General features: G+C 70.5%; 10 protein-coding genes. 4 read left to right on the top strand and 6 right to left on the bottom strand.

Going from position 1 to position 13,466, the window contains the following annotated elements; all coding sequences use genetic code 11:
* Nucleotides 1–508 precede the first annotated feature (508 nt).
* Together R9X44_RS28875 and R9X44_RS28870 are read left to right on the top strand one after the other, a co-directional pair.
* Nucleotides 509–1,648, top strand: a complete 1,140-nt coding sequence (locus tag R9X44_RS28875) for a hypothetical protein (protein ID WP_319817465.1) — start codon at nt 509–511, stop codon at nt 1,646–1,648.
* A 59-nt stretch (nt 1,649–1,707) separates the two neighbouring features.
* Nucleotides 1,708–3,822 carry an acyl-CoA dehydrogenase gene (locus R9X44_RS28870; RefSeq protein WP_319817464.1) on the top strand — a complete coding sequence of 705 codons (2,115 nt, stop codon included), beginning with the start codon at nt 1,708–1,710 and terminating at the stop codon, nt 3,820–3,822.
* Between the two features lie 18 nt (nt 3,823–3,840).
* Here R9X44_RS28870 and R9X44_RS28865 read toward each other — a convergent pair whose 3' ends face one another.
* Together R9X44_RS28865 and R9X44_RS28860 are read right to left on the bottom strand one after the other, a co-directional pair.
* Complete coding sequence (locus R9X44_RS28865) at nt 3,841–4,677, bottom strand: hypothetical protein (RefSeq protein ID WP_319817463.1); 837 nt, start codon at nt 4,675–4,677, stop codon at nt 3,841–3,843.
* A 97-nt stretch (nt 4,678–4,774) separates the two neighbouring features.
* On the bottom strand, nt 4,775–5,524 hold the full coding sequence (locus tag R9X44_RS28860) for an FkbM family methyltransferase (RefSeq protein WP_319817462.1): 750 nt from the start codon (nt 5,522–5,524) through the stop codon (nt 4,775–4,777).
* Nucleotides 5,525–5,592: 68 nt separating this feature from the next.
* On the opposite strand from R9X44_RS28860, the gene R9X44_RS28855 reads away from it, so the two are divergent.
* Both R9X44_RS28855 and R9X44_RS28850 read left to right on the top strand, forming a co-directional pair.
* A complete protein-coding gene (locus R9X44_RS28855) occupies nt 5,593–6,810 on the top strand; it encodes an acyltransferase (protein WP_319817461.1) in 1,218 nt (405 codons plus the stop codon).
* 87 nt (nt 6,811–6,897) lie between these two features.
* Nucleotides 6,898–8,109: an acyltransferase gene (locus tag R9X44_RS28850; RefSeq protein ID WP_319817474.1), complete on the top strand. Its 1,212-nt coding sequence runs from the start codon at nt 6,898–6,900 to the stop codon at nt 8,107–8,109.
* On the opposite strand, the gene R9X44_RS28845 is transcribed toward R9X44_RS28850, so the two are convergent.
* Genes R9X44_RS28845 through R9X44_RS28830 form a run of 4 tightly spaced genes read right to left on the bottom strand, consistent with a single transcriptional unit; the run spans nt 8,067 to nt 13,456 of the window.
* Nucleotides 8,067–8,219 carry a hypothetical protein gene (locus R9X44_RS28845; protein WP_319817460.1) on the bottom strand — a complete coding sequence of 51 codons (153 nt, stop codon included), beginning with the start codon at nt 8,217–8,219 and terminating at the stop codon, nt 8,067–8,069. The genes R9X44_RS28850 and R9X44_RS28845 overlap by 43 nt on opposite strands.
* Nucleotides 8,216–12,163: an alpha-(1->3)-arabinofuranosyltransferase family protein gene (locus R9X44_RS28840; protein WP_319817459.1), complete on the bottom strand. Its 3,948-nt coding sequence runs from the start codon at nt 12,161–12,163 to the stop codon at nt 8,216–8,218. Before R9X44_RS28840 ends, R9X44_RS28845 begins: the two co-directional genes overlap by 4 nt.
* Nucleotides 12,153–13,322 carry a glycosyltransferase family 4 protein gene (locus tag R9X44_RS28835; protein ID WP_319817458.1) on the bottom strand — a complete coding sequence of 390 codons (1,170 nt, stop codon included), beginning with the start codon at nt 13,320–13,322 and terminating at the stop codon, nt 12,153–12,155. The genes R9X44_RS28840 and R9X44_RS28835 overlap by 11 nt, the downstream gene beginning before the upstream one ends.
* 5 nt (nt 13,323–13,327) lie before the next feature.
* The gene (locus R9X44_RS28830; protein ID WP_281280981.1) at nt 13,328–13,456 is read right to left on the bottom strand and encodes a hypothetical protein; all 129 of its coding nucleotides are present in this window, start codon (nt 13,454–13,456) and stop codon (nt 13,328–13,330) included.
* Between the last annotated feature and the right edge of the window lie 10 nt (nt 13,457–13,466).

Genomic DNA, 13,466 nt, shown 5'->3' with positions numbered 1-13,466 from the left:
CCCAAGCCCAAGGCCCAAGCCCAAGGCCCAAGCCCAAGGCCCAAGGCCCAAGCCCAAGGCCCAAGCCCAAGGCCCAAGCCCAAGGCCCAAGGCCCAAGCCCAAGGCCCAAGCCCAAGGCCCAAGGCCCAAGCCCAAGGCCCAAGCCCCAAGCCCAGGCCCAGGCGTTGGTTTGGGGTTTTGCTCGGGGGCCTGTGAGGGCCGCAGCTGAGTGGGCGGCTGTACGGGACGCCTGCCTTCGGTGCGCTTTTCGTTGTTTGGGGGTGTGGCGCGCTTGGGTGAGCGAGCACGACAGGCGGGGGGGTTGAGCGCAAGCTTCGAGGGGGTTGGGGTGGGGTGGGGGGAATGTCGGGGGTGGGTGTGTCGTCGGGGGTGGGGGGAGTGGGGGTGTGTTGTTGGGCACTTTGGGTGGGGGGAAAGGGGTGGGTTGAGGGGGTTGGGGGTGGGGGGTTCTAAGTTGTTATCGACTCGCGGCGTCCAGAATCTTGATCTTCGCGTAGCCTGTGCCGCATGTCCGATCAGGGGGAGCTTTCGGGGCGTCCGGAAAACGATGCCGAAAGTGGCGTAGTCCGTCATGAGGGTGAAGAGGCCACGTCGGCTTGGACGGGGCCGCAGCCGGTGTTCGCCGAGCCCACGCGCTCGGGTGCGGAGAATCCGGTTGTCGCTTTCGAGGCGGAGGGCCAGGCCGGTGACGGCGCGTCCGGCGAGGACCTCGGAGGGCTTGACGACGGGCCCGGGGTCGCCGGGTACGCGGGCGTGGACATGTCGGGGCCTGAGGGACCCGTCAAGGCGGGCATTCCGTCCAGCGGCAACTGGCGTATGCCCGACTGGATGCGCGAGGAGACCGAGGCCAACAAGCAGGCCGGGGTCCAGAACGCCGGGTTCGACGAGCAGGAGATGCGCCGTGACCGCGGCCGCACCCTGATCTTCGCGGGGATGGGCGTGGTCGCCCTCGTCGCGTTCGTGGCGCTCGCCGTCGCGGTGCTGAACAACGACTCCTCGAGCGCCGACGAGGAGGACGCGCGCGTGGGTCCGTCCGCGAGCGTCCCGGCCGTCGCGCCGACCGTCACCCAGGAGGCCGCCGCCTACCCGGCGAAGCCGATCCGCAAGTTCAAGGGGACGGGCTCGCCCGTCGCCGGCTCACTCGCCGACAAGGCGTCGGGTCTCACCTACCCGGCGTTCGGTGGCAAGTGGACGGTCCCGAACAAGAAGAACAAGCTGTTCCAGCCCGGCTGGTCGGGCCAGCAGATCATGCTGACCGAGAAGAAGGGCACCCAGCTCTGGTACGGGACGATCCTGTCCAAGCCGCTCGGGCCCGTGGAGAAGCGGATCGCGGCGGGCGGCAAGGACCTCCAGGAGAAGACCCAGCTGGTCGCCGAGGGGCTTGAGCGGCAGCTGTACGCGTTCCCGCACAAGGCGAAGCCGATCGCGTCGCAGGAGCTCGAGCTCAACGGCGGCAAGGGCTGGCTCGTGGCGTCCCAGTACACCTTCGACCGGACGCCGATCGCCGCCAAGAGCGAGATCGTCGTGACGGCGCTGGTCGACACGGGCAAGAAGAACCCGTCGCTGCTGTTCATGTCGATGCCGAACACGGTGAAGAACCTCTGGCCTGACGTGAACGCGGTCGTCGACGGCCTCCGGGTGGGCTGACCCCCCGAATCCGGTTCTAGTAACCTGCTCCTTACCCCACAGGTGAGGAGCTGGTTCTGGTGGCGATCGGACTTGGCGAGGAGCACGAGGCGCTCGCCGCGTCGGTGCGCGGATTCGTCGCGCGGCACGTCGAGGCGGACGAGGTGCGGGGCGGGAGCGCCAGGCCGGGCTTCTATCCGGCGCTGGCCGCCCAGGGCGTCCTCGGGCTGCACGTGGCCGAGGAGCACGGCGGGCAGGGGTTCGGGCTGGTCGAGGCCGCCGTCGCGGTCGAGGAGCTGGGTCGGGGGCTCGTCCCGGGGCCCGCGGTCCCGACGGTCCTCGCGGCGGCGCTGCTCGCGGACTCGACGGCCGCCGACGTGCTGCCTGCCCTCGCCGACGGGACGCGCACCGCGGCCGTCGCGCTGAGCGCCGACCTCGTGCGGGACGGCGGAACCGTCTCCGGCACCGCGCCGATCGTCCTCGCCGGGGAGGGCGCAGATGTGTTCCTGCTGCCCGTCGGCGCCGAGTGGGTGCTCCTTGACGCCGCCGACGTCACCGTCACGCCGCAGGAGGCCCTTGACCTCACCCGTGGGGTGGCGTCCGTGACGGTCGAGGGGGTCGCCGCCGAACCCGTCAAGGGGGTGGGCGACGTACGCGCGCTTGCGGCCGTCGTCCTTGGCGCTGAGGCTTGCGGAGTCGCCGGACGGGCCCTTGACGACGCCGTCGCGTACGCGAAGCTCAGGGAGCAGTTCGGCCGTCCCATCGGGCAGTTCCAGGCCGTCAAGCACAAGCTCGCGCGCCTGCAGGTGCTCGTGGAGCGCGCCCGCGCGACGGTATGGGACGCGGCACGCTCCCTCGACCCTTACGCGGTCGCGGCCGCCGCCGTCCTAGCGACGGACGCCGCGGTCACGTGCGCGTCGGACAACATCCAGACGCACGGCGGCATCGGTTACACCTTCGAGCATGACGCCCACCTCGTCTACCGCAGGGCGCTCACCCTGCGCGCGCTGGTGAAGGGGGACAAGGCCGACTCACCCGAAGACCGCCTAGGCAGGCTCGCGCTAGCCGGGGTAAGGCGCGAGATAGCCCTCGAGCTGCCGCCCGAGGCCGAGCCGCTGCGCGCCGAGATCCGCGCCAGGGTCGCCGACCTCGCCGCCCTTGACGAGCTCGCCCGCCGCGCCGCGATGGCCGAGGGCGGCTGGGTCACCCCGCACCTGCCCAAGCCGTGGGGCCGCGACGCCAAGGCCCTCGAGCAGATCGTCATCGCGCAGGAGCTGAAGGCCGCCGGCGTGCGCGCGGTGCCGCTGCTGATCGGCGCGTGGGTGGTGCCGTCGCTCGTCCAGTACGGGACGGAAGAGCAGAAGGAGAGGTTCCTCCCGCCGACGTTCCGCGGCGACTTCCTGTGGTGCCAGCTGTTCTCCGAGCCCGGCGCGGGCTCCGACCTCGCGGGGCTGCGCACGCGGGCCGAGCGCGTCGAGGGCGGGTGGCTGATCACCGGCCAGAAGATCTGGACGTCGCTGGCCCGCGAAGCCGCCTGGGGAATCTGCCTGGCCCGCACCGACCCCGCCGCGCCCAAGCACGACGGCATCACCTACTTCCTCGTCGACATGGCGTCCCCGGGGATCGAGGTGCGGCCGCTGCGCGAGGCGACCGGCGACGCGGTGTTCAACGAGGTCTTCCTCGAGGAGGTGTTCGTCCCCGACGAGCTCGTCGTCGGGCCCGTCGGGTCGGGGTGGAAGGTCGCGCGGAACACGCTCGCCAACGAGCGCGTCGGGCTGACGTCGTCGTTCCAGCTGGGCGCTGACCTGCCCCGGCTGGTCAGGCTGATCGGCGAACTCGGTCTTGGCGACGACCCCGTCGTGCGGCGCGGCCTCGGCGAGCTCGCGGCCGACGAGCACGCGTTCCAGCTGCTCGGCCTGCGCGCGACGATGAAGCAGCTCTCCGGCACCGACCCCGGCGCGACGGCGACCGTGCGCAAGCTCGTCGCGATGGAGCACGGCCAGCGGGTGACGGAGTTCGGCTACGGGCTGCTCGGCGACGAGGGCGTCCTGACGGGCGCGTGGAAGAGCCCGCTGCGGGCCAGGTGGACGCGTTACCTGCTCGCCTCACGGGCGATGACGATCGGCGGCGGCACCACCGAGATCAACCTCAACGTGATCGGCGAACGCGTCCTCGGCCTGCCGCGCGACGCCTGAGGACGGACGGCGTCGGCGTCACTTCAGGTTCGCGTGGATGACGCCGATGCCGACGGCCCCGATCGTGCTCGCCCCGTTGACCGACGCCATGATCGCGTGGTCCTTGTTGTTGGAGTAGGCCAGGAGCTGCGCGCCGAGCAGCTCGGCCCCCTCGGGGATGATCGTCGCGATGTCCTCGGGCAGGTACTGGATGAAGTTGCCGCCCGCGGTGAGGTCGAGGGTGTGCTTGAACAGCTTCATCTTCTTGTCCCACTGGGTGTTCACGCCGGGGAGCTGCTTGATCTGCCGGGTGATGTAGCGGGGGTCGGCCTGCCGCTTGAGCTCATCGAGCTGCGCCGACGTGAGCTTCTCGCGCTCGGCGGGCTGGTTGCCGACCTTCGTCGTCTTCACGTTGCCCTTGATCGTGACGACGGTCGTGCTGATCTTCTTCCACTTCTTGCCCTTGAGCTCACTGCGCACGCTGGTCGCCTTCATCGTGAACTTCGGCTTGAGCGTGAAGTCGGCCTCCTCCTGCACCTGCTCGCTGCCCGTCGGCAGGAACGAGATCGTGCCGGTGTAGCGGGTGAAGGAGGTGAGCTGGGCGGGGAGCGGACCCGTCTCGGGTTGGACGTCGGGCAGGACCGGCGTGGCGGGCGCGGGCGGCAGGACGATCTCGACGGGTTTGGCGGACTCGGCGGTCTTGGGCTTTTTGGGCGCGCCGGGGAAGTCCTCGGAGACCGGGGTGATCGCGGTCTCGGCCGGGGTGCCGCCGTCGAAGACGCCGTCGATCCGCACGAGCCCGAGGGCGGCGGCGGGGACCATGGCCATGGCGATGATCGTGACCAGGCCGACTGTGCGGTCGGTACGACGATCCACGGTGTCTCCTCCTGGGGGGTCAGGGCAATGATTCAACACCACATGACCCGCTAGTAACAATGCTTGCCGAACACTTGCCGTGATCGGCCTCTTGCGGTCAGCGCGCCCAGGAATGGTGCCGGAAGAGTACCGAATTCAGATACCTCGTCCCGGGAAACAGTACTCGGCTGGGAAACGAACGGGTCAGCTGGGCGGCCTGTGCTTCCTGATGCGATGCGAGATCGAAACCGGACAGTGACTGCCACCCGTCGTCCGTCAGGATCTGACCGCTGTAACCCCAGGAGTCGAGGAGGGTGGTGACGGCGTCGACGGGTTGGTGTCTTGTCTCCAGTTCGAGCAGGATGACCGGGTGGTCGCGTTGGATCGTCCGGGCCGCGCCGCGTAGGGCGGGGAGCTCGTGGCCCTCGATGTCGATCTTGAGGAACCGCACGTCAGAGAGGTTGAGGGCGTCGAGAGTGATCGTTTTGACGGTTGACGCGACGCCCTCGGCGCGCTCGAGTGTGGAGACTCCTACGAGGGGGCCGGTGGGCGGTGAGTAGAGCGTCGCGACGCCGTCGCGGTCGGACGCGGCGGCCGCGATGACGCGCGCGGCCGGGAACGTCTTGGCGAGCAGCGCGGCGAGTCCGGGATCGGCCTCGACGGTCACGACATGATCGGCGCGGCGCAGCAACCGGGCCGTCCAGGGGCCGAACCAGCCCCCGACGTCGACCGCCGTTCCGCCCTGCGAAACGAACTCGTGGAGCCGTCGCAGCTCGGGTTCGACCCTCGGGTAGACGGCCCGGACCGCCGCCCCCACCACCCGCGCGGGCAGCAGTTCGGCGACGGCGCGTGACAGGCGCTGGCTCATGGCTCCAGAACGTACCCGGCATCGCCCGGCACAGGGCAAACTAGTCCGATTCCCCGAGGAGGCGAGCTGTGGCGGACGCACCACGGGTGCCGACCGGGCACCTCGACGCGCTCGACGGCCTGCGCACCGTCGCGATCGCCCTCGTCGTCTGCTCCCACGTCGTCGCCCCCACCGGCATGCTCGGCCTCGACGGCCTGCACTGGCGGATGCTCAACATGGGCGGCGTCGGCGTCCCGATCTTCTTCGTGCTCTCCGGCTACCTGCTGTACCGCCCGTACGCGCGCGCGACCCTCGACGGCACCCCAGCCCCGAACACCCGGGACTTCCTGTTCCGCAGGGCGATGCGCATCCTGCCCGCGTACTGGGTGATGCTCCCGTTCGCGATGGTCTTCTTCAACCGCGACGTGATCGGCGACGTCTGGCTGTGGCTGCAACTCATCACGCTGACCCACAACTTCGACCTCTACCCGCCCTGGGACCTCGGCGACTCGGGCCTGCCCGCCCTGGGCCCCATCTGGAGCCTGTCGGTAGAGGCCACCTTCTACGTCCTGCTCCCGCTGCTCGCGGCGGCCTTGCGCCGCTTCTCCCGAGGCGAGCCCCGCCGCCTCCTCCTCGGCATCGGAGCCCTGTTCACCCTGTCGCTGGCCGAGGCGATCGGCGTCCGCTTCGTCGAGTACACCCACGGCGTCTTCGGCATCGACCCCATCGAGCTGATGTTCTACAACGAACGTCTCCTCCCCCGCTCCTTCCTCCTCTTCGCCGCCGGCATGGCCCTGGCCGTCCTCGCCGAACGCCCCACCCCCCTCACCACCGCCATCGGCGCATCCCCGGCCCTGGGCTGGACCATCGCCCTCTGCGGCCTGGCCCTCGTCTCCACGCCCCTGGCCCGCCCCCTGGCCGACGGCGCCCAAACCGCCCCCCAATACATCGCCCAAACCCTCCTCTTCCTCCTCATCGCCCTGGCCCTGGTAGCCCCCACGGCCCTGGCCCCCCACCACCCCCTGACAACCCTCCTCCTGTCCACCCCCCCCATGCGTGCCCTGGGCCGCGTCTCCTACGGCGTCTTCCTCTGGCACATAGTCGTCATGGACGCCTGGTACGCCCTCACCGGCCGAGACCTCTTCAAACTCGACTTCTGGCTCGTCCTCTCCGTGACCCTCCTCTTCTCCCTGATCCTCGCCACCCTCAGCCACACCTTCCTAGAACACCCCGCCCAACAATTCGCCCGCCACCACACGCGCCCCCCAAAACTCCCCGTCCCCGAAAAATCCCCCACCCACCCTTAGCCACACCCGACCAATCCCGGCCATTCCGCAAGCCTCCCGCCCGCACACCCGGCTCGGGCACACTGACCCGATCCCCGGGAGGCCCACCTGCCCAAGCCGACGCCACGCGCCGCATCCACCGCGCACCTCGACGCCCTCGACGGCCTGCGCGCCGTCGCGATCACCCTTGTCGTCTGCGTCCACGTACTCGGCGCGACCGGCATGGCACTGTTGCCCGATCTGCACTGGCGCGTCCTCAATGTCGGCACGATCGGCGTCCCGATCTTCTTCGCCCTCTCGGGCTTCCTCCTCTACCGCCCCTACGCCCGCGCCGCCCTGAACCGCTCCCGGCCGCCTTCGACCCGCGCCTTCCTGACCCGCCGCGCGCTAAGGGTCCTGCCCGCCTACTGGGTGATGCTGCCCGTCGCGATGATCTTCTTCAACCGCGACAAGATCGCTGATCTCGGCCTCTGGGCGCAGATGGTGACACTCACCTACAAGTACGACTTCAACCCGCCCTGGCCCCCCGGCTCAATCGGCCTCCCCTCCCTCGGCCCGATCTGGAGCCTGACGGTCGAGGCGGCGTTCTATGTGCTGCTCCCGTTCCTCGCCGCCGGGTTGGCCCGGATCTCGCGAGGCGAGCCGCGCCGCCTCCTCTGGGCGATCGGCGCGCTGTTCGCGGCGTCCGTCGTCTGGACGATCGGGGTGCGCTGCATCGAGTACGTCGGCCCGGTGCTCGGGGTCGACCCGTTCCGGATCCTCTTCTACAACGAGCACCTGCTGCCCAGGTCGTTCCAGTACTTCGCGCTCGGCATGGCGATGGCGGTGCTCGCGGAGCGGCCGACCCGGCTGACGGACGCCGTGGGCGCGGCGCCGGGCGTCGCCTGGGTGGTCGGCCTGTGCGGCCTCGCCCTCGCCTCGACGCCCCTCAGCACACCCCTTGACGGGCCGCAGACGCCGACGCAGTACCTGGTCTACATGGTTCTGTCCGTGGTGGTCACCGCCGCCGTCGTCGGCCCCGTCGCGTTCGCCCCGGACCAGCCCCTGACGCGGGCCCTGCTCGGCAACCCGCTGATGCGGGGCCTCGGCCTGGTGTCCTACGGTGTCTTCCTGTGGCACTCCGTGGTGATCGACGCCTGGTACGCCCTCACCGGCCGCGACCTCTACCGCTTCGACTTCTGGCTCGTCCTGTCCGTCACCGCCCTGTTCTCCCTGATCCTCGCCACCCTCAGCTACACGTTCGTTGAACGTCCTGCGCAGCGGCTCGGCCGTCGGGGTCAGGGCTCTCGGGCGGCGTCCGCTGCTTCTTCGGCGCGGTAGTTGTCGATGTAGGTCTGGTTGTGCTTGCGCGCTTCCGCAATCGCCTGGTCGCCGCCCGCTTCGGCGACGAGGTCGGGGCGGATGGCGCGCCAGGTGGGGTAGTTGGTCATCGGCGTCCCTCCTGGTCGGCTCGTTCCCGCAGGATATTGGGCTGGGCGTTGTCGGGCTTGTGGGATGGTGCGGGGTCGTTGGCTTGGGGGTGGTTGGTGGGGGAGGGGGTTAGGAGGAGGGTGGCTAGGGCGGGGTAGAGGGCGGCGGGGAGGTGTTGGGTTAGGGGGGTGTAGAGGGGGGCCAGGCCGTGGCGGTAGAGGTAGGCGGCCAGGACGGTTGAGGCGACGGGGAGGAAGGCCAGGAGGGGGGTTAGGGAGGGTGGGGGGGTGCGGCGGCGGGTGGTCCAGGCGGTGAGGAGGGCTGTGGTTAGGCCGAGGGGGCCTGCGGTCCAGAGGGCGAAGGGGGCGGCGGCCCAGCGGAGGTCGCGGTCCTTGGGTGGGGTGGGGAGGGGGGCGGGGCGGCCGGGGAGGGCGGCGGCGAGGATGACGAGGAGGACGAGGGCCAGGCCGGTGAAGAGGAAGAGGCGGTAGAGGTGGTCGGGGGTGTAGGTGAGGGTGACGGTGCCTGAGGTGTGCGCGGGGAGGCGCCAGGCTTGGCGCCAGCCGTCCAGGACGACGGGCGTGAGGGTTTGGCCGTTGAGGGTGGCGGTCCAGCCCGCGTTGAAGTTCTCGGGGACGGTCAGGTAGGCGGGGGACGAGGTGCGGACTTCGGCCGCACGGGTCGTCGCGTCCCACCGGGTGACGTCGGCCGCCGTCACGGTCGAGTGGGCGGGGGGTTGGGAGGTGGGGCGGAGAGCGGCGGTCGCGACGAGGAACGAGCCGGTGTCCAGGGTCAGGGTCTGTTCGCCGGAATTGAGCGGAATTGCGGTGCAGGAGGCGAAGCGGACGGCCCGGCCGGACAGGATGTCGGCGTAGGACGCGTCCACAAGGCGGGTCTGGACGCGTGAGCCGTCGACGGTGAAGGAAGGGCCGGTTCCGCACGAATCCGGCACCTTGCCCTCGGCGGGCAGGGGCTGCATGGCCTTCGCGGTGATCTCGGAGATCTGGATGCCGGTGGAGCCGGGGAACTCGAGGGTGAGCGTGCGCGTGCGGATCGGGGCGAACTTCACAATTCCGCGCGTGGAAATGAACGCTTCCTGGGCCTCGCCGTCGTCGCCGGTGACGGTCACGCGGGTGACGCCGCGCCGGGCCGGGAAGGTGAACCGCAGCTCCGACAGCGTGACGGGTTCGGCGAACTCGCGCGTCAGGGTGGGGTCGTCGTCGCTGAGCGCGGCGATCCACGTGGTCGCCGGGTCGCCGTCGTAGGCCGAGCGTGGCTGCGCGGGGGCGTCGTCCACCAGCGACGACGACGCCCTGACGCCGTCCGCGCCGGTGTACTCCGCGATCAGCCCCGGGTGGGAGACGATCGCGCTGCCGGTCAGCCGGGTCGGGCCGCCCGCGTGCGTGAACGTCCTGACGAACGCGCGCCCCTCCTCGCCCTGGGCGGCAAGGTAGTTGGAGCACACCCACGCCTCCGAGCCGCGCATGCAGCCGGGTGCGTACCCGTTGAGCCCGGTGAACAGCAGGGCTGACCCGTCGTCTGGCAGGACGATGGAACGCTGCGGCGTGACGCCCGGCACGGTCAGCTCGGTGATCGCCGCACGGGTCCCGATCGTGAAGGAGTGTTTTGTCCGGAGTCCAGCGATCTTGATCCGCAGCTTCGAGGTGACCCCCTCGGGGACGGTGAAGCGCTGCGCCTTACGGGTCTTGCGGACGTCCTGGGTGAGCCGTCCCGCGTCGGTCTCGACGGTCACCTTCGACACCGACGGCCCGAGCAGGTCGCTCACCCCGAACGCGACGTTCACGCTCTTCGGCTCGATCGGCCTGTCGAACTCGACCTCGAGCCACTCGCCGATCGCGCCGCCCCACCCGGCCGACGTCCACTGGGTGCCTGGGTCGCCGTCGAGCGCGGCGAACGGGTGCTGGGACATGAGGCCCGCGCCGAGCGCGGCGGCCGCGTCGGAGGCGCTTGACGACGCCGTGACGTCCTTGATCCCGCTATAGCGCGCTACGGAGACCGCGTCTTCCCAGCCCGGCTGGGTGAAGTCCTTCGTCGGCGCGTTGCCGACGTACTCCTGGTCGGCCGTCATCGTGGGGGAGACGCCGCCGCGCAGGTCGGAGAAGGACAGCTCGCGGCGGCGCAGCGTGTCGGAGGAGACGTCGGCGGAGCCGTCGTTGAGCACCACCGGACGGCCGTCGTCGAGCATCCCCTCGTCGGCAAGGGCCAGCAGCGCCTCCGGCCCCCCGGAGACCCGCAAAGGCTCGGCCTCTACTACCGTCGCGCGTGGTGCCGCAGAAGGCACCTCGTAGATCTGGACCGCAGGGTAACGCTGGTCGAACGAGGCCGTAGCGCTGCCGTACCGCATCCCCTGGGTCCTGCCGAAGGACGCGGCGAGCCTTACGCCGGGCATCGCCTCGATCGCGTCATGGACGCGGGCGGGCCACGCGCCGCCCAGCACCCCGCGTTCCACATCATTGCGGACGAACAGATACCGAACGCCCATCCTGGCGAGGACCTGGGCCATGCCGGGCGAGCCCTGGCCGGTCGCGAAGCGCTCGTCGAACGTCTGGAGCAGCCGCGCCAGCCCGACCGAGCCGCTCGGGGTGACCATCCGGCCCGCCCAGCGCCCGTCGAGCAGCGACTGGAGCGGGTCGTCCATCATCCGGCCGTAGGTGTACTGGGCGAACTGCTGGCCGGGCACCGAGAGCACAGTCCCGTCGCGCTCGTTCAGCCAGGCGGCGGCGTCCCGCATGTACCCCGGGACGTTGACGGGCGCCTCCTTGATCCCGAACCCGGGCCCGACGGCCGGCAGCGCGCACACCGCGACGGCGACGGCCGCGACCCGCCGCCAAGGCACCTTGACGCTCAGGGCGGCAAGGCCGAGCGCCAAGGGAAGCCGGATAAGGGCGTCGAACTTGTGGAGGTTGCGCAGCGGCGCGAGGGCCCCGTCGAGGAGGTCGCGGACCTCCCCGGCGAACAGGGTCCCGGTGTGCCCCGCGACGACGATCGCCAGGCCGAGCAGCAGCGTGGAGGCGAGGAAGACCCGGTGCTGAGACCGTCTGATCCCCATGACGCCGAGGCCCGCGACGACGCCCGTCGCGAGGATCAGCCACCAGACCCCGGCGAGCTGGTTCCCGGCCGGCCACCAGGGGCTGAACGCGCCGGGAAGGTATCCCGACCATTGGGAGACGCCGCGCAACGCGTTCGGGAGCGAGGTCACCGAAGTCGTCGTAGTGGCGGTCTCCGTATAGGGCAGGAACGGGAAGACGTAACGGCCCATGAGGTAGGTCGGCGCAAGCCACCAGAAGGACGCCGCCACCGTCAGCGGCACCCACCACAGCAGAAGCCGACGCCGGTAGAACAGCAGATAGATGCCGGGCACAAGAAGGACCGCGAATACCGCAGTCGCGTTGATCCCCCCACAGACGACGACGGCAAGCGCCGACAAGGCCGCGGCCCGTCTAGGCGACCGTACGGTGACCAGTGGAAGCAGAATCCAAGGCAGGACGGCGGTAGGCCAGAACTCCGACGAGTTGATCCCGAGCAGTGTCTGTGCGCGCGGCGCGAGCGCATAAGCGAACGCCGCCACCATCTGGGCCCCGGGGCCGCCGAGGTCAAGCGCGCGGGCGAGCCGTAGGACGCCGAAGTAGGCGACGCACAGTACGAGCGAGAGCCACAGCCGCTGGGTGATCCAGGGCGCGAGGTTGACGGCGTCGCCGAGCAGGTAGAACGGCCCCATCGGGAAGAAGTAGCCGTACGCCTGGTTCTGGACCTGCCCGAAAGCTCCGGAAGGGTCCCACATGTGCAGCGCCCGGGAGAGGAACCCTTCGGGGTTCAACGCCATGTCGAGCTTGGTGTCCGGCAGCAGCCGGCCCGGCGCGGCCACGAACGTCAGGGTGACGAGGACCAGCGCCCCGACCCACGCGTTGACCCTCGCCCGTGTGCCGACGGGCTCAGAACGCATCGAGGTCGTCCATGATCAGCCGGTGCATCCGGTCGCCGCTCGCCTCCCAGGTGAACCGGCCGGCCCAGGCCCGGCACGCGGCGTGGAACTCCGGGCCGCGCGCTTTGAGGTCCTTGAGCGCGCGGCGGACGGCGTCGGCCAGATCCTCCTCGGGGGCGGCGAGCCAGCCGGTCTCGCCGTCGCGGATGGCGTCGCGCAGGCCGTCGACGTCGTAGGCGACGGTCGGGAGGCCGTGCGCGGCCGCCTCGATCACCGACAGGCCCCAGCCCTCGTGCCGGGAGGCGGAAAGGTGCAGGTCGGCACCGGCGAGCAGGGCGTCCTTGACGTGCTCGGGCAGATACCCGTGCAGGGTGACGTGCCCGGCCAGATCCAGCTCGGCGATCCGCGCGGCGAGCGCGTCGTGCTCCTCGCCCCTGCCGACGATGTGCAGGTGGACGCCAGGGTGGTCGGCGCGCAGCGCGGCGGTGGCGTCGATCAGCTCCTCGACCCGCTTGTGCGCGACGAGCCTGCCGACGCAGACCAGCGACGGGCTTCCCGCAGCTGTCCCGGACGGGTGGGGGACGGGTGCGGGCGCGCCATTAGGCACGATGTAGAGGGGTCCGGCCCAGCGCAGCCGTCCGCGCATCGCGAAGGCCGTGGACGCCGAGACCGCGACGGTCGGTCTGCCCCGGTAGATCCGCCGCGCGATCGGCCCCTCGACAGTGCGGCCGACGGCGGCGAGGAACCTGCCGAAATAGACCGAGAACTGCTGTTCATGCACATGATGCACCAGCAGAATGATCTTGGTTTTCGGCGCGAGGGCGAGCGGCGACAGGAACGGGATGCCGTTCATGCAGTCGATCGCGACGTCGAAGGCGTTCCTGTGCCGCAGCAGCCAGCCGAGGACCAGCGGATACCGGGAGTAGACCCCGCCCATCCGGACGATCCGGATGCCGTCGCGCGTCTCGCGCCGCGCCTGGCCGGGCTCGCGTCCCGTCACGAACGTGACGGCCGCGCCGCGGTTCCTGAGCTGTTCGGCCATTCGCCACGCGTACAGCTCGGCCCCGCCCGCCGCGCGCTGCCACGGGTCACGCCAGTTGACGATCGCGACACGCAGCGGAACGGCCCTTCCACCGAGGGAGCGTTCCGCGTCGTCGACCGTCCCCGATGACAGCGCCAAGGCCGCTAACGCTGGCCGTAGGGGTAGATGTTGAGGGGGCGGGGGTCGGGCTTGGCCGTGGCGGCGTTGACGATGGCCACGGAGGAGCCGGTCGCCAGCAGCACGCCGGCGATGATCGCGACGAGGATGCGCATCGGAGACCTT

This window comes from Actinocorallia sp. A-T 12471, assembly GCF_033875155.1.
GTDB lineage: Bacteria > Actinomycetota > Actinomycetes > Streptosporangiales > Streptosporangiaceae > Actinocorallia.
This window is presented reverse-complemented; position numbering and strand designations above follow the sequence as displayed.

Coding starts and splice junctions, on each gene's coding strand:
- R9X44_RS28875 (WP_319817465.1), top strand. CDS start 509: ATGTCCGATCAGGGGGAGCTTTCGGGGCGTCCGGAAAACGATGCCGAA.
- R9X44_RS28860 (WP_319817462.1), bottom strand. CDS start 5,524: ATGAGCCAGCGCCTGTCACGCGCCGTCGCCGAACTGCTGCCCGCGCGG.
- R9X44_RS28845 (WP_319817460.1), bottom strand. CDS start 8,219: ATGACCAACTACCCCACCTGGCGCGCCATCCGCCCCGACCTCGTCGCC.
- R9X44_RS28840 (WP_319817459.1), bottom strand. CDS start 12,163: ATGCGTTCTGAGCCCGTCGGCACACGGGCGAGGGTCAACGCGTGGGTC.
- R9X44_RS28830 (WP_281280981.1), bottom strand. CDS start 13,456: ATGCGCATCCTCGTCGCGATCATCGCCGGCGTGCTGCTGGCGACCGGC.